The sequence below is a fragment of the Alteromonas sp. ASW11-130 genome (assembly GCF_026183735.1).
GTDB lineage: Bacteria > Pseudomonadota > Gammaproteobacteria > Enterobacterales > Alteromonadaceae > Alteromonas.
On the sequence record NZ_JAPFRE010000015.1, the window covers coordinates 1 to 20656 of the forward strand.

Sequence of the window (20656 nt, forward strand, 5' to 3'; positions counted from 1 at the left end):
TATATATATGAATCGTCGGTTGACACTCTTAACGAGTGCCCACACAGATTGTCTTGTTATAAATTGTTAAAGAACATATTGCTTATCGGCCTTGCCGATAAGCACGCTTTTCGGTGACTAATTCAAATCATCCTACTCTGCGTTGCTTCAGGTTGTCCCCGAAGCGGGATGCGCATTCTACGCGCTTCGTTTTCAGTGTCAACATTTTTTTGAAATTATTTTTTCAATCGTCTCTCTGAAAACCACTTCTGATAAGGCTTTCACCTTATCCAGCAAGTTGTCGTTTAGACTTTCCTGCCGAAGCGGATGCGCATTGTAGAGATAAATAACTTAAGGTCAATACCTATACCCAATAAATTTGCATTATTTTGTTTAAACGGTTACTTTTCATTCTATATTGTTAATTTTTTGAAAATTGAACTTTCAGGGAAGTCATACGTTCATAATATATGGATTAAATAATATTAATAAGTTGTGGTTGTTTCCTTGAGGGTTTGAAGTAATGGTGCGTAAAATTTGGCTTTTAAATGTAATTGCTTGTGCAATGGTTTGCACTGGTCTTCAGGCCGTAACGCCTTCCGTTAATGATAGCGCTAATTTAGAGTTTCAGAAAAAATTCCTAAAAAGACAAGTTTCACAAACTATGTCCGTGGGAAGAGCTATTCGGTCAATAGCCAGTCATTATCCGCAAGATATAGTTTCGGTTGTAGATGTTGCTTTAGATACTTACCCCGACCGCTATCAGGAAATTATTCATGCAGCCATTTCGACGCAACCTGCTGCGACAGAAGAAATTGTTCAACTAGCAATAAAGAAGAATGTCAGTTCGTGTCCGTCTATAGTGAAATTAGCTATAAATGCGGAACCGACTTATGTAGATTTCGTAGTTCAGGCAGCGGCCAATGCAACCCCAGAAGAACTTGATGAAATTGTTAGAGTAGCTGTTTTAACTGAGCCAGATTCTGCGGATAGTATAGTTCAGACACTATCTATCGAGCATCCTAATAAAATAATTGAAATCATGACGACCGCATTAAACACTGTCCCCTATGTTGGCGAATATGTCGTTGAAGCGTTATTGGCAGTCTTTCCGATGAGAAAAGATGAAGTTGTAAAGACCGCTATAAACAACACCCGAGACCAAAGAGAACAACAAATTCGTATATTGAGTGCAGCTCAGAATGCGGGTGTGGATGAGAATATGATTCGAGAATATGCCTCAGGTGCTGGCATATCAAATGAAGACATCAATCTAGCGTTAGCGGATTAATACATAATTGCTTTAATCTTCCCTAATAGAAAAGTTCTCTCGCGCAAGTGTAAGATTCGGATTGTAAGCAGGATCGTGTTGAATGTATTTTGCCCACGTAGTTTGCAAATAGTCCAGCTCTTGTTTAAATCGCTGTGCTTTTTCAGGAGAGATATCTAATCCTCGAGAAATGCTTTCGTAGTGAAACATTTCTGCCTCGGCGCAATATAAGTTCCGTACTCCTGTTTCTAGAACCCGCAAACAAAAATCAACATCATTAAATGCAACTTTAAGGTCGACCTCGTTTAAGCCTCCAACTTCATTCCATAGTGATTTTTTGACCATTAAACACGCTGCTGTAACTGCTGAAAAATTCTGGGTCGAGACTAATCTATTAAGATAACCGGGGTGCGTACGTGGAAAATACTTATGCGCATGACCTGCCCCGCCGCCATATCCCATAACGACACCCGCGTGTTGTACGCTACCATCTGCATATAACAATTTGGCCCCCACACAGCCAATTTCTGGCCTTTTAGCGTGCCCTACCATAAACTCAAGCCATTCAGGCGTGATAATTTCTATATCATTATTAATTAACCCTATTATTTCGCCTCTTGCCTGTTTCGCAGCAAAATTATTAATTGCAGAATAGTTAAAGGGGAAAGGATAGCTTAAGACTGTGATTTTAGGGTGGGCATTAAGCACTTCAAAGTAATTCAGGCTTTCCAAGTCATCTGAATTATTATCAACCAGTATAATTTCGTAGTTTGAATAAGTTGTTTTTTCGAGAATAGAATTAATGCAAGCCTGAACCAACTTCTTGCCATTGTATGTGGGTATAATTAATGAGACCAAAGGTTGCGTATGTAGCGGCCACATCAAGCTAACCCTATTATTATTATGATCTACTACTCCGGTTGCTTTACTCGCTGAAGTCCTCTTGAGCAACTCAAGATCTACTTTGTCCATTGAGGTTTTGTCTGATGCTGACAAAATAGCATAAGGTACATGACAAACTGATACATCTTCACATAAAGCTATTTGGGCTAGCCAACAATAGTATTCCTCTCCCAGGGGGAACCTGCCGAACCATGTCGCAGGTTCGTATAACCAGATGGCTGTCTTTACATAACCGGTAGAAAGCTGTAGGTCAGGATTCCAATCTGGTAATAACTGCGGTTTAGTAGGCTTACCGTTATTATCCAAATAGTGCCAGTCAAAATAGATTAATTGGTTTTTAGAATTAGCTTCATATTTAGACAAGGCTTGTAATAATTGCTTTGAACAAACACTTTCGCCTTCTCTAATCAACAGTACTGGAGATCCTTCGTTTTTTGATAATAAAGAAATAGGTTTTATATCAATACCAGGGAGCATAAAGCCGTTCAATTGTTCAACGACACTATCGTTGACGAAAAAAGCTTTAACGCTTAGTGATTGCCCATCAAAAGATGATACCGATTCTGAAATCAGCTTGATATTGAAGCCTGATATAACGACTTTACAGCTAACTCCTGAAGTATTATAGCCATTGAGTTCCTTCTTCTGAACGGCGAGCCTTTTAACGTAAAGAGCCTGTATCTTCTTTGGGCTTGGATAGCCGAAAAACAAGCCTGAACGTTTCAAGGAGCGACTGTAAAATTCCGTCAGTCTGGCATTCTTTTTTAAATTGTTCTTAATGCTTACTGGTAACAATCCGATGGCGGCCTTGACAGTCAACATGGAGAGTTTTTTTATCATTTAATACTTTCCAAATTCTAAATAAAATACCGCTACGAAGCGGTATTTTATTCTAGCATGAAAAAGATATGACCTACTAGCCAGCGCCTAGCCGTTCTCCCTTATAGCTACCATCTAATACGGCTTTCCACCAGCCTTCATTTTCTAAATACCACTTGACGGTTTTACGAATGCCACTTTCAAAAGTTTCTTGAGGTGTCCATCCCAACTCTCGTTCTATTTTCGAAGCGTCTATGGCATAACGCATATCGTGACCAGGGCGATCTGCGACATAGGTAATCTGATCTTCATAGTTACCCTCTTTAGGCTTTATATCATCCAAAATACGACAAATGCTTCTGACCACTTCTATATTTTGTTTTTCGTTATGTCCGCCAATGTTATACGTTTCACCAACTTCTCCTTGCAGCGCCACCAATACTAATGCTCGCGCGTGGTCTTCAACAAACAGCCAATCTCTAATTTGATTTCCCTTTCCGTACATCGGCAAAGGTTTACCTGCCAATGCGTTCAGTATAATTAACGGGATGAGTTTCTCGGGAAAATGATACGGACCGTAATTATTTGAACAATTAGTTACTAGTGTAGGTAACTTGTAGGTTCTTAACCATGCTCTAACTAGTTGGTCTGACGACGCTTTACTTGCAGAATATGGCGAACTTGGTGCATAAGGTGTATTTTCGGTAAACAAGGGCAATACATCACCGCTTGAGACCTCATCGGGGTGAGGTAAATCGCCATATACCTCATCAGTTGAAATATGATGAAATTTAAATCCTGCTTTTTTATCTTCAGCTAAAGCAAGCCAGTAAGCTCTTGCCTGTTCCAAAAGCGTATATGTGCCCACAATGTTAGTTTGAATAAACTCACCTGGACCATCAATAGAACGATCTACATGGGATTCAGCGGCTAAGTGCATGACAACATCTGGTCGATAGGTGGTAAAAACACGTTTTAGTTCATTTGCATCGCAAATATCTACCTTTTCAAAGTGATAACGTTCGCTATTGGACACCGTGTTAAGTGACTCTAGATTGCCCGCGTAAGTCAATTTATCAACGTTTATAACTACGTGATCCGTATCGTTAATCAAATGACGGACAACCGCTGACCCGATGAAGCCGGCTCCGCCGGTCACTAAAATTGTTTTACTCATTTCTCTGCGCTCTGATTCGTTTTCAATTCGTCCAGCATAGCCGACAATTGAGTGCGCCAGTACGAAGGACGTATTGACGAAAAAGTTTCGCGTGTGGTGGACTTATCCAATACACTATAGTGCGGTCGCTTTGCTGGTGTGGGGTATTGTAAAGATGGAATAGGCAATAAAGGAACAGCTTGTTCAAGCAAGCCTTTCTCTACACCGAGTTCTTGTATAGCGAACGCGAAGTCATACCATGAACATACGCCCTCGTCTGTCCAATGATAGACTCCGTGGACTCTGTTTTTCGCTGCAAATAGACACGCTTCAGCCAAACCTCTAGCCCAAGTCGGTGTTCCGACTTGGTCATCTATCACTCCCAATTGCGGTTTATCCGCCATCAACCGAAGCATGGTTTTCACAAAATTAGTACCGTGAACCGAATAAACCCAAGCCGTACGAATAAGGCAACTGGAATCAGGTAAATTGTCAAGTAACGCTTTTTCACCTTCAGCTTTGGTTTTACCGTATACGCCTTGGGGCTCAATTTTATCGTCTACGGTATACGGCGCCCCCTTATGGCCGTTAAATACGTAGTCCGTTGAAACATGCACAAGAAACACGCTGGCTTTTTTGCACACTGCAGCCAAATTAGCAACGCCCCGCACGTTAATAAGCTCAGCCACCTTAGGTTCTGACTCTGCTTTATCTACCGCAGTATATGCAGACGCGTTGATAACCGCAGCAGGTTTCACTTTATTCAACGTCTCATAAAGTGATTCTTTATTAGTTATGTCAACTTCATTACGGCCTAGACAGATAACATCGTCACCTGCAACTTGCTTTAGCTCATATGCTAGCTGGCCGGATTTCCCTATAACCAAAATAGTCATTATATACCTTTAAATAGTTGGCGCATCATTGAACGATAAGCCTTCTGCATCTTTCACTGACAATGCGGGGGATTCGCCATTGACTAACGGCCATTGGATACCGATAGTTGGATCATCATACTTCACCGACACCTCGGACTCTGGATGGTAATAATCAGTACATTTGTAAACAAACTCTGCCGATTCGCTTGTCACATAAAAACCATGTGCAAAGCCAGCTGGCACCCACAGCTGACGCTTATTCTCTGCTGATAAGACTACACCTACCCATTTGCCTAGGGTTGGTGAACCTCTACGCATATCCACGGCCACATCAAAGACTTCTCCACTAACAACTCGCACCAGCTTGCCCTGCGTTTGCTTGAGTTGATAATGCAGTCCACGAAGAATACCTTGTTTGGATTTAGAGTGGTTATCTTGCACAAAATCAACGTCAGCACATTCTTTTTTGAACCAGTCTGTACGAAAGGTTTCCAAGAAAAAGCCCCGTTCATCGCCAAACACTCGCGGCTCAATAATTTTGACATCGGGGATATCGGTTTTAACTACTTGCATGGATTATATATTTCCTTTGGCTAGCAAAGCCTCGGATCGGCTAAAGCAAAGTTGAATAATGCACTGAGGGAAGTTAACCGGATAATTTAACGGTTACTTAATCCTCTCATGTGTGATCTTAGATAAATACTCACCATATCCACTTTTTCTCAATGGTGCAGCCAGTTTCTCCAGCTGTTCCGCATCGATATACCCCATTCGATAAGCCACTTCTTCCGGGCAGGAGATTTTTAGTCCCTGGCGTTTCTCAATGGCTGCGACAAAGTTAGCCGCATCTAAAAGACTATCCAACGTTCCGGTGTCCAACCATGCGGAGCCACGGCCCATCAATTCGACTTTTAAATTGCCATCTTTAAGATATAGATTATTCAAATCGGTAATTTCCAGCTCACCTCTTGGCGAAGGTTTAACCTCTTTGGCGAGATCCACCACTCGATTGTCATAGTAATACAAGCCTGTTACTGCATAACTTGATTTTGGCTTAGCGGGTTTTTCTTCAATCGATAACGCATTCCAATCGGCATCGAAATCAACGACTCCGTAGCGTTCTGGATCGTTAACGTGATAGCCGAAAACAGTAGCACCGAGCTCTTGTTTATAAGCGCTCTGAAGTGATAGTTTCAGATCATGACCATAAAAAATATTGTCGCCAAGAATAAGCGTGCAAGCATCATTACCAATAAACTTTTCGCCAATCAAAAAAGCCTGTACAAGTCCATCAGGACTTGGTTGTACCGCATATTCTATATTGATGCCCCACGCTGAGCCATCACCGATAAGTTCAACGAAGTTTGACTGTTCTTGAGGGGTTGTGATGATAAGAATATCTCTGATATTAGACATCATCAACGTTGCCAATGGATAAAAAATCATCGGCTTATCATAAACTGGCATCAGCTGTTTGCTGACCACCTTCGTTAGCGGATATAGGCGCGTGCCTGAACCACCAGCTAATATTATTGCTTTTCTCATTTTCACATCCTAGTCCTAGAAAAGCTGAGTATACAGCTAAAAAAATTTAGGAAAGTATAATGGAATTATAGAAAATAACAAATGTACAAACATCAATTCACCCGCGCGAAGCCCTTATAAATATTCATCTTTTGGGTGTTAAAAGCGTAAAAGGAACGCTGAAACAACAGCTCTCAAAGTTGATCTATATGCAATTTGATATCAGCTGAGGAACGTAAGCTGATATTGGCCTTATTACGAAGCAATGGTAGTTATTTAGTTAACAATACAGTGCGTTTAAGTAGACTATTCAATCACCTTTGTGCTGAAGCACTTCCCACATACTGTTAAACGAATAGTATCGCTCCATTTAGGACTGCCCATAGAAATGAAAAAGCATAATGCGCCAAGTTTTCAGGGAAACGTGCAAAACATCGTACCAACCAACTTAATAGTAAAGGTCAACTCGCACTAGTAATTTAGTGGATGAATGCGTTTTTCACTTAAGGCTGTTACGGGTAAAAGCGCTGACTTTAAAGATCGGTGTAATAAACAACAGCGCGCGATTGTTTAATAATTACACTTAGCAGTAAAGTCCTCGATACATTGCTATTTTAATCACTCGACTGCCCGTTTTTCTTTAGCTTAATGCGCCAATACGCCTACAGCCCCATACAATAAGATTGATTTTTAACGCAGAGCATACGTTGCTTTTCAATTTTAGTTTCAAGGCACATGTTAACTAAATCGCTGAAGACAAATTTTTGATATAAAAGGTGATGCAGTTTTATGCTTTAAGTTAGTCGCTAATATTGTCGAAAAAAGTGTGCTGCCTTAACAAAGGTGTGCGCACTTTATCGCTCCAATACTGATGCGCCATTAACCTTCGTCAACAGAACATCCGTATTGGGAAAGGGCATTAGTTTGTTAATAAATTTGATGACATATTACTCCATTGAGAAAAAAAGGAGGGTGCGCGTCTAACCCTCTACAACTGAATTATGTTAATTGGGGTAAGAGAATAACATCGCATTTTGACTGTTTATTTATAGTCCCCCCCAAAAAACCTGGATATTGAGCCTTAACATAACGAGTTATTTGTTTAGATCCCAAGGGTTGCCAGCGTGATTTATGCATTTTATAGCTGACAAATATGGCAAGATCGTACAAAATATACGGTTTATTTATGTTTTTTGGAAAGCTTTTTGCGGAAGCATTGTAAACACGACGCCCAAAATACTTTCTAAACCCCCGGAATTTGTTTTTTGGGAATATCCAAAAATTAATGAGATTAAAAGTTATTAATGATGAAAAAGAATAGTGAAAAGGTATCGAAGGACAGTTTTGGAGAGTGGCTTGCAAAGCGATTAAAGCGCCTACTGAAAAAAGACTATCGTTCCTTGATTGTGAGCGCGGGGGTTTTTGATCCGGATTATTATCTAGCTACTTACGAAGACATTCGGAAAGCTAAAGTCGACCCTCTTACTCATTATTTAAATAGCGGTGCGAAGGAAGGAAGAAACCCTAATGTAGCTTTTGATACTCGATTTTTTCAAAACACCTATATGAGTAAACTTGGAGATAATAAAAAACTCCAAAACCCTCTCGTTTATTACGTCAAGACAAACAAAAAGCACTTCAAAGCCCTCTCTGGTACATTTGATGTCAAATACTATCTCGAACAGAATAAAGACGTGAGAAAAGCGAAGACTGATCCTCTCGCTCACTATATTCATTTCGGAAGGAAAGAAGGCAGAAAAGGTTGTGCTTCACATTTTGAACAAAAAAACACGTTAAAAACTGTAGCGCAACAAGATATTCCATCTTCGTACTTTATTAATATAAATAACAAGCCTGTGAGCATAATTGTACCTATATACAATGCATATGAAGAGGTTCGAGAATGTATATTTTCTCTTTTAGAAAATGTTGATTTGGAAGTCGATTCAATAATCTTGCTGGACGATAACAGCAGCGATCCCAGAGTTAAGAAACTTCTCAGTAAGCTTCCATCGCTAAAAAATTTAAGCGTCGTTTTTAATGATGTAAATCTTGGTTATACGAAGAACGTCAATAAGGGCATAGATTTAGCTGGCGATAGCGACGTAATTCTGCTGAATAGCGACACGCGTGTCACTCCTTTCTGGGTTAGAAGCCTAAAACTTGCAGCTTACCAAAATGAGGAAATTGGGACAGTCACCGCTGTGTCAAATGGCGCGGGAGCATTTTCTGTTCCTGATGTCGGGTTATTCGACCTCCCAAGCGGTTTTACAGAAGTTGAAATGTCACGACTTGTACGCGACTGTGGACCTCATCGGAGTGTCGAAGTACCTACAGGAAACGGATTTTGCCTCTATATAAAACGGACTTTAATTGATTCGATAGGTAAATTTGATAGTAAGTTATTCCCCAGAGGATATGGGGAAGAAAACTACTTTTGCATGAGAGCGATCGATTTCGGCTTTAAAAATATCGTTGATCCAAACTGTTATGTTTTTCACAAGCGCTCCGCCTCTTTCAAGGAAGAAAAGACTAAACTTGCTGAGCACGGCAACCGAGAGTTGCTTAAAGTATATTCCGAGTACCCGGATATAATACGTATGATAAGTCGCTCGACTAATTTTAGAAAAGCCCGTGCATCTATTACTGAAATGCTGTCAAAATGGAAAAAGCCTGAGCCGTTTGTAAAACCTCGAATACTTTTCGTTATCTCAACCCGTACAGGGGGGACACCGCAAACAAATTTAGATTTGATGAGAGGTATCAAGGGAGAATTTACTCCTATCGCCTTAGCATGTAACAGAAGAAAAATTGAGGTTCTTGAAGCAACGAAAAACGGGTATGCCCTAATTGAAGAATTCAATCTAAAGGATCCTATTAATTTTTCCTATCATAGGAGCTTAGAGTACAACAACATACTCAAAACGATTTTGCTAAAGTACAGCATAGAAATAGTTCATGTGCGACATCTTGTCTGGCAAAGTTTAGATATCTTTGCCGTCTGCAAGTCTTTAGGAGTCCTGACGGTAAACTCTTTTCATGATTTTTATACTGTATGCCCATCAGTTAATCTTATCGATGATAAAGGCAATTTTCACAAGACTGGAGTAACAGTAAAATCCACTAATCCGCTATGGCAGGAAAACTCTCCATTCGAATACAGTGAAAAGACGAATCAGCGATGGCAGTCTAAAATGGCATCGGTGTTAAAGTTATCTGACGCGTATGTAACAACCAGCCAGAGTGCGAAAACAATAATTAAAGATGCGCTCCCCTCCGTATTTGAAAACAAACCTGAAGACTCATTTGTTGTTTTCCCGCATGGTCGAGATTTTAGTAGCTTTTCAAATTTAGCGAAGGCTCCTGAAGAGGGTGAGCCTATTCGTGTTTTGCTTCCGGGCAATGTGAATTTGCAAAAAGGTTCAGAAATTGTAAAGGCATTAAAAAAGCTTGATACTGAAAATAAAATTGAGTTTCATCTTTTAGGGAATGGTTTAAAAGAGCTTAAGCCTTATGTAGTACGCCACGGCTCCTATGAACGAAACCAATTTGCCGAAAGAGTAAAAGCAATACAGCCTCATTTAGCTGCTATCTTATCAATATGTCCGGAAACGTACTGCCATACCCTGACGGAGTGCTGGGCCTGTGGCGTTCCAGTGGTCGGCATTAATATTGGTGCGGTAGGAGAAAGACTTGCAAAACATCAAGGAGGGTGGCTTGTTGAAAAGGATGTGAACAAGATATTTAAAACTATTACCGAGATAGATTTACAAAGTTGGGAAAATAAAATTGAACGTATCAACCAATGGCAAACAGGATACGGGTCAGAAAATACTATCGAAAACATGGCGTCCCATTACACTCAGCTATACTATAGCTTAATCAATGATCGCCAGCCAAAACTTCCTCAGGAATTGAAGCGGGTTGGTCTTGTCCTGAAAGGAAGGTTTCCAGACGTTCCCCCCACTGCTTACGTTCGCATGGTAGATTGGAAGAGTTACTTCGACGAAAAATTCAACACCGAAACTGAGTTTTTAAACGGGGCTGAGATATTCAAGACAAACTTCTGTCAATTTAAAGAATTAGTAGTTCAAAGGGATGCTATCCCGTCAAAGTATGTGGATAACTTCATCCATCAACTGAGCAAACATAATGTGAGATTATCGTTAGAGCTCGACGATGACTTATTAGATGTGCCTGAGTCACTGGATTCGAACGGTATTTACGAAAAATACAAATCATCCTTAGAAAAGCTACTATCGTCAGCAGATTGCATTCATGTTACGAATCAAACACTAGCTAACAAAATGAAGCAATTTTGCCAAAATGTAGAAATACGCCCGAATAAAATTTCTAAGTCTAGATGGATGGGATCTGTTAACGACGATAGCTTGCCAAAAATAAGCAATGACGAAAATGAATTAAATATTCTATTTTTCGGTTCGCGCACACATACTGAAGATTATCACTTTCTACTAACCAGTTTAGAACAGTTAGAAAGCTTGAACATTCAGTTTAGTCTTACAGTTGTCGGCGTGACCAGCCAGAGGGATGATACTCCTTCTTTTGTTAAATTTATTGACCCTCCCAGTGTGAGGTATGACGAATTTGTTGATTGGTTGAAGGCAAATAAGATGTCATTCGATCTTGGTGTGGCACCGTTAGTAGAAAGCGAATTTAATAAGAGTAAAAGTCACTTAAAAGCTTTAGAATACCTTGCGCTAGGGATTCCAGCCTTTTGTTCTAATGTCGATACTTATCAGACTCTTAGTTCTTGTGAAGGGGTTACCTTATTAGATAACGAGCCGGAAAAATGGGTAACTGCATTTAAAAACTTTGAAAAGCGCAGGATACCAGCAGGTGCTTTAGACGGTTTTTTAATTGAAGAATAAAGTATTATTAATATAGTTAGAACATTAAGTGACTTAGCGGATTACAACTACAAGTGAGTAATCTGCTTCTCGTTTAACTTTAGATTAAAGTTAGTGGCTTCATCTGTAGCCCTTATTAGCTGAATTATTGAAGCATTTAATCTGTAAACTTGGTAGGTTGAGGATGCTCTGTTTGGCACACCAAAGAGCAAAGAAGCGTCCCCACCAAATAAATTTAAAATTTCCGCAACCTACCTGCCAACACTACTATTGCGGTATGCTGCAAGCTCTCAGTGGAAGTTAAAATACATACACGTTGAATGTCACTTCTCTTAGGGATACACTTCTTGTAAGTTTCACAATTTTTTAACGCTTTGGAGGCTTCAGTCCAATCGGTTTACCCAAACTAACGTATCCGTCGGGTGATCGACACCTATGCTCGATAGGTCCAAGGTAACAGACTTTCGATATCAGGCAGGTCATAAATTGGTCGAATGATGTCGATTCTGTGTTCCTTTTGCTGTCTCGATAATGCTGTATAGAGTGGCGCTGGCATGAGCGCCATTTACGGTTTGGCTGAACAACCAGATCCTTCTGCCGATAACGAAGGGTTTGATAGCGCACTCTACGATAGTGTCAAAGATCTTTCGCTTTTTTGATCCACAGCAAAGTTAAGCTAGAAATTGCTTCTCGATTTCCATTTCTCTCAGTAAGTCCATATTCATGTACTTTCTGGTACCCCATTTGTCCCCGCGATATGTCTGAGTCTAGCAGCGCTAAGCATTAATGCTGATTCTCCGTCTGGGAATGCCCCTACAACCCTCGTTCTACGTCTTCTTTCTCGCATGATACGTTCTAATGGGTTGTTCGTTTTTAGCCTTATCCAGTGTTGCTTAGGGAATCGATAATAGCTAAATATTTCTTCTATGGACTGTTGTATTTTGGCAGCAGCAGCGTTGAGTTTAATGCTTCGAAGTTTATCGATTACCAGTTTCGCTTTCTCCTGAGCGGTAGCCAAATCTTCCTGGGCGTGAATAGCTTTGAGCATGTCTGCAACATCTCTGGTTTTGCTGCGTGTTACAACACTGAAGACGTTGCGGTAAAAGTGAACTGTACAGCGTTGCCACAGCGCATCAGGATAGTATTCACCGGCCGATTCCACCAGACCTATACATGATCGCTGATGATGCGCTTAACGCCTGTTAGGCCGCGCTGCTTTAAATGAGATAAAAAACCTGACCATCTGGCCTTGTCTTCCTTTGCCCCTTCAGCAATGCCGAGCACACGACGATAACCGTCTTCGCCAACGCCTATGGCGACCAACACGAAAACGTTGCGCACTTCACCCGCCCAACTTCGCTTAAGTACAATACCGTCGAGATAAACGTAAGGATAGTTACCCTCTATCGGGCGGTTACGCCATTGTTCAATGTTTTTAAACGCTTTTTTATTGAGGTTGGATACGGTGCCTGAGCTGACACGGGTTCCCCACAGGGCTTCGGTGACATCCTCGACGCGACGCACTGATACTCCTGCAAGGTACATTTCAATTAATGCTTCCTAAACGGATGCTTCACGCCGTTTATACCGCTCGATTAATGCTGTTTCAAAGGTGCTGTTCCGAAGCTTCGGCACCTTTAACTTAACCTTGCCAGCTTTGGTCTCATAGCCTCGCTCGTAATATCCAGCACGGCTATCTTTGCGCTGCTCTGAACGTTCAAACTTCTGGGCGTTACACCGCTGGTCGGCTTCAGCATCGAGCATATCATTGAGCGTCTGCTCAACAGTACTACGAACCATATTGTCTAATTCATCATGAACTAAACCTTCATTTATGCTTACAATCTTCTTATCATCTTTCATGGCGTTGCTCTTTTTTGTCGGTTGTGAAGTTTGGTCGCTAAATAACCTACCAAACTGGAGCACTGCTTTTCAAAAAAGCGAAAAATATTTTACGTTATCACGAAATACCCGTTTCGCGGCAAATTTCGTGCACCTTCGCGCACCTTCGCGCCAGCCTCATGCTGCTTGATGGCCTTGATAAGTTGTGCTTCGCTGTAGCGATTTTACATTGTGAGATCTCCATTATCTCCAATTTATTGGAAATCTCATCGACGTCATGGTGTTATTTTTGGGGGAAAGGTCAGGGTTACCAATTAACTGTTTCCAGTCATCCAACCTTTTTTCGTTTCATGTTACCTCCTGACAAAATTAAGGGGTATTTTCCGTTAACTGGTTTTAATTCAGAAGGTGTGGTTTACCGGATGCTTACAAACTAACTACTTATAAAGCTGTTTGAAATCATAAATAACAGATTTCTCATTAAGAATATCTTCAAGAGATATCTCTTTAAAAGTAGAATGAGCGACAGCAACAAATACCGCATCCGCTTTATTTGCTTTGAGTGAGTCAAGATCTACAAATTTAATCGATTCCGGGAGATGCTCTGGATTTTCCATCGCCAGCGGGTCATGTACTACTACATCAATACCAAATTCTTCTAGCTGATTTACGAAATCCTTTATCTTAGTATTTCTAACATCAGGACAGTTTTCCTTAAATGTGTAACCTAACACTACTACTTTTGAGCCTTTTATGCTTACACCTTCAGATATCATCATTCTTATAAACTTAGAAGCGAGATACTTAGACATCCCATCGTTGATTTCTCGTGAAGTTCTGATTATATCGGGTACAAAGCCTGCGCTCATAGATTTGTGAAGAAGATAATAGGGATCTACACCTATGCAATGGCCTCCAACTAAGCCTGGCTTCAAATTAATGAAGTTCCATTTAGTTGCCGCAGCTTCGAGCACATCGTTAGTGGGAATATCAAGCACATCAAATATCATTGATAACTCATTTATCAACGCTATATTCACATCTCTTTGAGTATTTTCTATTACTTTTGAAGCCTCTGCTACTTTAATACTGCTCGCAAGATAGGTTCCAGCGGAAATAATCGATGCGTAGAGCTCGTCAACAAATTTGGCGATTTCGGGCGTTGAACCAGATGTAACTTTAACAATCTTTGTAACGGGCCTGCTTTTATCGCCCGGATTAATCCTCTCAGGACTATACCCAGCAAAAAAATCCTTGTTAAACGTCAATCCAGAAACTTCTTCAACCACAGGAATACACTCATCTTCTGTAGCACCCGGAAAAACGGTAGATTCATAAATGACGATATCATCTTTCTTAATTATACTTCCGATTAAACTTGAAGCCTTTTTTAATGGCGTTAAATCAGGTTGTTGATGTGCATCAATAGGTGTCGGGACCGTAACAATAAAAATGTTAGCTTCGCGAAGTACTTCAGGATTTGTAGTAAAATGAAGTTTCTCATTCGAGGAGAGAAATTTATCTTCCACTTCTAGAGTTTTGTCGTGACCCGCATTCAGCTCGGAGACTCTTACTTCATCAATATCAAATCCAATGGTGTTATATAAACGACTAAACTCCACCGCTAGGGGTAAACCCACATAACCTAAGCCAATTATGCCAATCTTAGTATTTTCGTCTGTTTTCATCGTTTATTACCTTCTAATAAGAGGAAGCTTCCCCTTTGATATGCTGCCAAAAAATATAATGAACTTAGTTCAACTATGATAAATAGTCCAAACTCGATTTATTCCCATAAATATGATAATGCGTTTTATTTTTCCCTTTACCTAAACCGTGTTAGAGTCACCAAAATTTCAGGACTTTGTAATATTATCATGCTTGGATAGCCCACGGAATCGGTATAATCTAAATCAAATTGGTGCACTTGGAACAAAGACAACATTTAATACAGCGGTCTAATCTTGAAAAGACATTATTTTGTAGAGGTTTGTAAAATACACTTAAGTCTAAACATTATATTTTTATTCTTTATTTTAGTAAATGCTAAGGATTGAGGATATTTTAAAATACTATTCGAAAACTAAAATGTTATTTAAATAACTCTAGAATATGGCTACGTGGTCATATATTTGTTCACACTGTAAACTAATAACGCTAACGAAGATATTTTAGCAGTCTTTGAATGATTTACGAAACTGATAGCAAAGTTGCAAAAAATAAAGCTTAGGCAAAATCAGTGTGCATCTACAGTTAAAATTTTTTTAGCGATGTATAAAGACCGAATAGAAACGCGCGGTGAAGCAAACCTAGAGGCTCTACTGTAACGTAGCAAAGTCCAGTTTTCCCCCGACGTATTTAGCGGAATAGCTCGTACTCAAACCCTGATGTCACAGATTTGCTCTAACCTATTTATGTTCAGGAAGACCTAGCTTCCTCACAAGAGAACGCCAAACTTCTACTCGATAAGCTGTGCAACATGCGTCTAAACGCTGCTGCTCACAAAATAGTTACATCTATACTCGAGACATCTACCTTTTATCGATTCTCTAAGCAGCATTGGATATGGCTGAAAAACGAAAACCCTTCAGAGCGTATTTTGTGATGATTCAGATGCCGAACTCGGGTGGTTGGTTCGTTCCAGGACGGCGAATCAGCACTAATGCTTCGCTTTGCTAGCCTTATACATATCGAGGGGTCTAAATGAGGCTTCAGGAAACACTTCAATATGGGCATCCTGAATAGAAGTGGAGATTGAAAAGCAAAATCCAGTTTAAGCGGGCTTTGAGTCAAAAAAGCGAATTTTCTTCGACCGTGTTCCTCACTACAGCTGAGAATTAATAGCTATCGAGGCAGTACGGATATTGGACGCTGCTTATATAAAAAAACCCGGCATAAGCCGGGTTTTTGTAATGTAACTACTAACGCTTACTCTTCAGTCGCTTCTGCTTCTTCCGCAGCTTCAACTTCAGGGCGGTCTACTAATTCTACGAATGCCATTGGAGCATTATCGCCTGCACGGAAACCGCATTTAAGAATGCGAGTATATCCACCAGGGCGACCCTCATAACGAGGACCAAGGTCGTTGAATAGTTTACCAACAACCTCTTTATCACCTGTACGTGCCATAGCAAGACGACGGTTTGCAACGCTGTCTTGTTTAGCCAATGTGATTAGAGGCTCGATTACGCGACGTAATTCTTTTGCTTTGGGTAACGTCGTTTTGATCACTTCGTGCTTGACCAAAGAGCCGGCCATGTTTTTGAACATAGCTTGACGATGGCTGCTGTTGCGATTCAACTGACGACCACTCTTACGATGGCGCATAGTTTTATCCTTCTTTACAAATCAGTTTTGTGAAAAACCTGATTAATCTTTCTCAGCGATGCTTTCAGGTGGCCAGTTTTCTAAGCGCATGCCTAGAGACAGTCCACGTGAAGCTAACACATCTTTGATTTCAGTTAGCGATTTCTTACCAAGGTTAGGCGTTTTAAGTAACTCAACCTCAGTGCGCTGTACCAGGTCACCAATGTACTGGATAGCTTCAGCTTTCAGACAGTTAGCAGAACGTACAGTAAGTTCTAAATCATCGACCGGACGCAGTAGAATCGGATCGAATTCCGGCTTCTCTTCTTTCTGAACTGGTTCAGAAACGTCACGTAAATCAACAAAGGCATCTAGCTGTTCAGCAAGAATTGTTGCTGAACGGCGGATCGCTTCTTCAGGATCCAACGTACCATTTGTTTCCATATCAATGATTAGCTTGTCTAAGTCTGTGCGTTGTTCAACACGTGCAGACTCTACTGTGTATGCAATACGTTCTACTGGGCTGTACGATGCGTCAACTAATAAACGACCAATAGGACGATCATCTTCTTCAGAGGAACGGCGCGTAGACGCAGGCACATAGCCGCGCCCCATCTCGATCTTAATACGCATACTGATTTCAGTTTCACCAGTTAACGTACAAATCACGTGATCAGGGTTTACAATTTCTACATCACCGTCGTGCTGAATATCACCAGCAACAACAGGGCCAGCGCCAGACTTCACTAGAGTTAGGGTTGCCTCATCTTTACCTTCAAGGCGAACCGCTAAACCTTTTAGATTAAGCAGAATTTCAATTACATCTTCCTGCACACCTTCTTTGGTGCTGTACTCGTGTAATACGCCGTCAATTTCAACCTCTGTCACTGCGCAACCAGGCATAGATGACAATAAAATACGACGAAGTGCGTTACCTAGAGTATGGCCGAAACCGCGCTCTAGTGGTTCCAAAGTTACTTTGGCACGAGTAGGAGAAACGTTTTCGATCTCAACTAATCTCGGTTTTAGGAATTCAGTCACAGAACCCACAATGCTTCCTCTTTAGTTAGCTTTACTTAGAGTAAAGTTCGACGATCAACTGTTCGTTAATTTCCGCAGACAAATCTTCTCTTTCAGGAACGCGTTTAAACGTACCTTCAAGTTTGCTGTTGTCTACTTCAATCCAGGTTGGCTTCTCACGTTGGTCAGCCAATTCTAAAGCTGCGTTGATACGCGATTGCTTTTTAGCTTTCTCACGAACAGAAACCACGTCTTCGGCAGAAACGTTAAACGATGGGATGTTCACAACGCGACCATTTACCATGATTGCTTTGTGACTTACCAACTGACGCGCTTCAGCACGTGTGCTGGCAAATCCCATACGATAAACTACGTTATCAAGACGCTTCTCGAGAAGTTGCAACAGGTTTTCACCTGTATTGCCCTTCAAACGAGCAGCTTCTTTATAGTAGTTACGGAATTGCTTTTCTAATACGCCATACATACGACGTACTTTTTGCTTTTCGCGCAACTGCACGCCATAGTCAGATAAACGGCCACGACGGGCACCATGCTGACCAGGCGCTGTATCGATCTTACATTTAGAATCGATTGCGCGAACGCCGCTCTTAAGGAACAAGTCTGTACCTTCGCGACGGCTTAGTTTGAGTTTAGGACCCAAATATCTTGCCATGATCTTTCTCCAACTGTCCGTCGATTAAACGCGACGTTTTTTCGGTGGACGACAACCGTTGTGAGGAATAGGCGTCACATCGGTAATGTTTGTGATCTTATACCCAGTGGCGTTAAGCGCACGGATCGCAGACTCACGGCCTGGACCTGGACCTTTAACGAACACTTCTAGGTTCTTCAGACCGTAATCCTGTGCAGCAACACCTGCACGCTCCGCAGCAACCTGTGCAGCAAATGGTGTTGATTTACGTGAACCACGGAAACCAGACCCACCAGATGTAGCCCATGCTAATGCATTGCCTTGACGATCTGTGATAGTCACAATTGTGTTATTGAAAGACGCATGGATATGAGCCATACCGTCTGCAACCTGACGTTTAGCGCGCTTCCGCGTACTACGAGCTGGTGCTTTTGCCATAACTAAATCCCCCGCTTACTTCTTAATTGGCTTACGAGGACCTTTACGGGTACGCGCGTTAGTTTTTGTGCGCTGACCACGTAGAGGCAAGCTACGACGGTGGCGAATACCACGGAAGCAACCCAGGTCCATCAAACGTTTGATGCTCATTGATACTTCACGACGAAGATCACCTTCAACAGTGAACTTAGCCACTTCTTCACGAAGCTTCTCTACAGTTGCTTCGTCAAGCTCTTTGATTTTTGTAGATTCTGCAACACCAGCATTAGCACAAATCGCTTTAGCGCGAGTTGGGCCGATACCGAAGATCGCTTGAATAGCAATCACAGCATGCTTGTGTTCAGGAATGTTAATGCCAGCGATACGGGCCATTAACAGCACTCCTCTCATTTAATTGTCGACGACCTAAAAAGCCCGATAGGATACTTACCCGTCGAACAAAATGCAAATTAAGGTTCGTAATATTGTAATTGGCAAAGCAGAACCTTGTGTCAGGTTCTGCTTACACTTTACAGTGATTACTCACCGCGTAAATTAGCCTTGCCTTTGCTTATGCTTAGGCTCAACGCAAATCACTCGCACAACACCGTTGCGCTTAATGACTTTACAGTTACGGCAAATTTTCTTAACTGATGCACGAACTTTCATTACATCACTCCGTAGTGAACCAATCTTAGCGGCCGTAGCCCTTAAGATTAGCTTTCTTCAGAACAGACTCATATTGAGTAGACATCAAATGTGTCTGCACCTGTGCCATAAAGTCCATGATGACTACCACAATGATAAGAAGCGACGTTCCACCAAAGTAAAACGGTACGTTCCAAGCAATCAACATAAATTCAGGCACTAAACAAATAAAGGTTATGTACAGTGCGCCAGCCAAAGTCAGACGAGTCATTACTTTATCGATATAGCGTGATGTTTGTTCACCAGGGCGTATGCCCGGGATAAACGCACCGGATTTTTTCAGGTTATCTGCGGTCTCACGCGGGTTGAAAACCAACGCCGTATAGAAGAAGCAGAAGAAAATAATCGCAGCAGCATACAACATCACATATAACGGCTGACCAGGCGAAAGCATTAATGCTACGTCCTGCAACCACGCCGTTGACTCATTCGTTCCAAACCAGCCCGCAATGGTGCCAGGGAAAAGAATGATACTGGATGCAAAGATAGGTGGTATAACACCGGCCATATTTACTTTTAATGGTAAATGTGTGCTCTGCGCTGCGAAGACCTTGCGGCCCTGTTGACGCTTTGCATAGTTTACCACAATACGACGTTGCGCGCGTTCAACGAACACAACCAAGTAAGTTAGACCCAGTACTATTGCTCCAATTAATAACACGAGCAACATGTTAATATCGCCTTGTCTTGCTTGTTCCGCAGTCTGACCTATCGCTGTTGGCAGACCGGCAACAATACCAGCAAATATCAATATCGAGATACCGTTACCAATACCTCTTTCAGTAATTTGCTCACCTAACCACATAAGGAACATAGTTCCTGTGACTAAGCTCACTACCGCTGTAAAGTAGAATCCGAAGCCAGGACTTATCACCAATCCATTAATCAGGTTCGGCAGACCGGTCGCAATACCAATTGACTGGAATGTCGCCAATACTAACGTTAAATAACGTGTGTACTGATTGATCTTACGTCGACCCGCTTCACCTTCTTTTTTAAGCTCCATCATCGGTGGATGAACCACCGAGAGCAACTGCATGATAATGGATGCAGTAATGTATGGCATAATGCCCAAAGCCAGAACGGATGCACGCTCAAGGGCACCACCAGAGAACATGTTAAACATCTCTACAATAGTGCCTTTTTGCTGTTCGAATAAGTCAGCTAAAACCGCAGGGTCAATACCAGGAATAGGTACATACGAACCTAACCGGAATACTACGATTGCGCCGAAGACGAACAACAATCTTGCCTTAAGCTCACTTAAACCGCTTTTCGCGCCTGAATCCAATCCTGGTTTAGCCATCTAGC

The 20656-nt window shown here is 41.4% G+C and carries 15 protein-coding genes and 2 pseudogenes; 2 read left to right on the forward strand and 15 right to left on the reverse strand.

The window, feature by feature from the left end; genetic code table 11:
• Positions 1–502: 502 nt before the first annotated feature.
• The gene (locus OPS28_RS03080; protein WP_265607968.1) at positions 503–1270 is read left to right on the forward strand and encodes a hypothetical protein; all 768 of its coding nucleotides are present in this window, start codon (positions 503–505) and stop codon (positions 1268–1270) included.
• Between the two features lie 12 nt (positions 1271–1282).
• Here OPS28_RS03080 and OPS28_RS03085 read toward each other — a convergent pair whose 3' ends face one another.
• The 5 genes from OPS28_RS03085 to rfbA all read right to left on the reverse strand — a co-directional run bounded on the left by OPS28_RS03085 (position 1283) and on the right by rfbA (position 6550).
• The gene (locus OPS28_RS03085; protein ID WP_265607969.1) at positions 1283–2992 is read right to left on the reverse strand and encodes a glycosyltransferase family 2 protein; all 1710 of its coding nucleotides are present in this window, start codon (positions 2990–2992) and stop codon (positions 1283–1285) included.
• 76 nt (positions 2993–3068) lie between these two features.
• The gene (gene rfbB, locus OPS28_RS03090) at positions 3069–4148 is read right to left on the reverse strand and encodes a dTDP-glucose 4,6-dehydratase (RefSeq protein WP_265607970.1); all 1080 of its coding nucleotides are present in this window, start codon (positions 4146–4148) and stop codon (positions 3069–3071) included.
• Positions 4145–5023 carry a dTDP-4-dehydrorhamnose reductase gene (gene rfbD / locus OPS28_RS03095; RefSeq protein WP_265607971.1) on the reverse strand — a complete coding sequence of 293 codons (879 nt, stop codon included), beginning with the start codon at positions 5021–5023 and terminating at the stop codon, positions 4145–4147. Before rfbD ends, rfbB begins: the two co-directional genes overlap by 4 nt.
• Before the next feature lie 9 nt (positions 5024–5032).
• Positions 5033–5578 (reverse strand): dTDP-4-dehydrorhamnose 3,5-epimerase, encoded by a 546-nt coding sequence (rfbC, locus tag OPS28_RS03100; protein WP_265607972.1) that lies wholly within the window; start codon positions 5576–5578, stop codon positions 5033–5035.
• A 93-nt stretch (positions 5579–5671) separates the two neighbouring features.
• Entirely contained in the window at positions 5672–6550 is an 879-nt protein-coding gene (rfbA, locus tag OPS28_RS03105; protein WP_265607973.1) for a glucose-1-phosphate thymidylyltransferase RfbA, read from the reverse strand.
• A 1283-nt stretch (positions 6551–7833) separates the two neighbouring features.
• On the opposite strand from rfbA, the gene OPS28_RS03110 reads away from it, so the two are divergent.
• Positions 7834–11421 (forward strand): glycosyltransferase, encoded by a 3588-nt coding sequence (locus tag OPS28_RS03110; RefSeq protein ID WP_265607974.1) that lies wholly within the window; start codon positions 7834–7836, stop codon positions 11419–11421.
• Between the two features lie 412 nt (positions 11422–11833).
• Here the strand turns inward: OPS28_RS03110 and OPS28_RS17125 are convergent.
• The 10 genes and pseudogenes from OPS28_RS17125 to secY form a co-directional block, all read right to left on the reverse strand.
• A pseudogene (locus tag OPS28_RS17125) lies at positions 11834–12026 on the reverse strand (IS66 family transposase); the annotation flags it as partial.
• 45 nt (positions 12027–12071) lie between these two features.
• Positions 12072–13263 (reverse strand): annotated as a pseudogene (locus OPS28_RS03115) (IS256 family transposase).
• Between the two features lie 416 nt (positions 13264–13679).
• A complete protein-coding gene (locus tag OPS28_RS03120; RefSeq protein ID WP_265607975.1) occupies positions 13680–14930 on the reverse strand; it encodes a nucleotide sugar dehydrogenase in 1251 nt (416 codons plus the stop codon).
• 1240 nt (positions 14931–16170) lie between these two features.
• Positions 16171–16569, reverse strand: coding sequence for a 50S ribosomal protein L17 (gene rplQ / locus OPS28_RS03125; RefSeq protein ID WP_265607976.1), 399 nt, complete (start codon positions 16567–16569; stop codon positions 16171–16173).
• Positions 16570–16611: 42 nt separating this feature from the next.
• On the reverse strand, positions 16612–17601 hold the full coding sequence (locus OPS28_RS03130) for a DNA-directed RNA polymerase subunit alpha (RefSeq protein ID WP_265608370.1): 990 nt from the start codon (positions 17599–17601) through the stop codon (positions 16612–16614).
• 19 nt (positions 17602–17620) lie between these two features.
• Positions 17621–18241 (reverse strand): 30S ribosomal protein S4, encoded by a 621-nt coding sequence (gene rpsD, locus OPS28_RS03135; protein WP_265607977.1) that lies wholly within the window; start codon positions 18239–18241, stop codon positions 17621–17623.
• Positions 18242–18265: 24 nt separating this feature from the next.
• Positions 18266–18658, reverse strand: a complete 393-nt coding sequence (gene rpsK / locus OPS28_RS03140) for a 30S ribosomal protein S11 (protein WP_265607978.1) — start codon at positions 18656–18658, stop codon at positions 18266–18268.
• Between the two features lie 15 nt (positions 18659–18673).
• Positions 18674–19030: a 30S ribosomal protein S13 gene (gene rpsM, locus OPS28_RS03145; RefSeq protein WP_265607979.1), complete on the reverse strand. Its 357-nt coding sequence runs from the start codon at positions 19028–19030 to the stop codon at positions 18674–18676.
• A gap of 162 nt (positions 19031–19192) precedes the next feature.
• The gene (rpmJ, locus tag OPS28_RS03150) at positions 19193–19306 is read right to left on the reverse strand and encodes a 50S ribosomal protein L36 (RefSeq protein ID WP_005417265.1); all 114 of its coding nucleotides are present in this window, start codon (positions 19304–19306) and stop codon (positions 19193–19195) included.
• Between the two features lie 25 nt (positions 19307–19331).
• Positions 19332–20651: a preprotein translocase subunit SecY gene (gene secY / locus OPS28_RS03155; RefSeq protein ID WP_265607980.1), complete on the reverse strand. Its 1320-nt coding sequence runs from the start codon at positions 20649–20651 to the stop codon at positions 19332–19334.
• Between the last annotated feature and the right edge of the window lie 5 nt (positions 20652–20656).

Bases quoted from the DNA above. Each gene is read 5' to 3' on its own strand.
- rpsM (WP_265607979.1), bottom strand. From the start codon at position 19,030: ATGGCCCGTATCGCTGGCATTAACATTCCTGAACACAAGCATGCTGTG.
- OPS28_RS03110 (WP_265607974.1), top strand. From the start codon at position 7,834: ATGATGAAAAAGAATAGTGAAAAGGTATCGAAGGACAGTTTTGGAGAG.
- rplQ (WP_265607976.1), bottom strand. From the start codon at position 16,569: ATGCGCCATCGTAAGAGTGGTCGTCAGTTGAATCGCAACAGCAGCCAT.
- secY (WP_265607980.1), bottom strand. From the start codon at position 20,651: ATGGCTAAACCAGGATTGGATTCAGGCGCGAAAAGCGGTTTAAGTGAG.
- OPS28_RS03085 (WP_265607969.1), bottom strand. From the start codon at position 2,992: ATGATAAAAAAACTCTCCATGTTGACTGTCAAGGCCGCCATCGGATTG.
- OPS28_RS03120 (WP_265607975.1), bottom strand. From the start codon at position 14,930: ATGAAAACAGACGAAAATACTAAGATTGGCATAATTGGCTTAGGTTAT.
- rfbC (WP_265607972.1), bottom strand. From the start codon at position 5,578: ATGCAAGTAGTTAAAACCGATATCCCCGATGTCAAAATTATTGAGCCG.
- rfbB (WP_265607970.1), bottom strand. From the start codon at position 4,148: ATGAGTAAAACAATTTTAGTGACCGGCGGAGCCGGCTTCATCGGGTCA.
- rpsD (WP_265607977.1), bottom strand. From the start codon at position 18,241: ATGGCAAGATATTTGGGTCCTAAACTCAAACTAAGCCGTCGCGAAGGT.
- rpmJ (WP_005417265.1), bottom strand. From the start codon at position 19,306: ATGAAAGTTCGTGCATCAGTTAAGAAAATTTGCCGTAACTGTAAAGTC.
- rpsK (WP_265607978.1), bottom strand. From the start codon at position 18,658: ATGGCAAAAGCACCAGCTCGTAGTACGCGGAAGCGCGCTAAACGTCAG.
- rfbD (WP_265607971.1), bottom strand. From the start codon at position 5,023: ATGACTATTTTGGTTATAGGGAAATCCGGCCAGCTAGCATATGAGCTA.
- rfbA (WP_265607973.1), bottom strand. From the start codon at position 6,550: ATGAGAAAAGCAATAATATTAGCTGGTGGTTCAGGCACGCGCCTATAT.
- OPS28_RS03080 (WP_265607968.1), top strand. From the start codon at position 503: ATGGTGCGTAAAATTTGGCTTTTAAATGTAATTGCTTGTGCAATGGTT.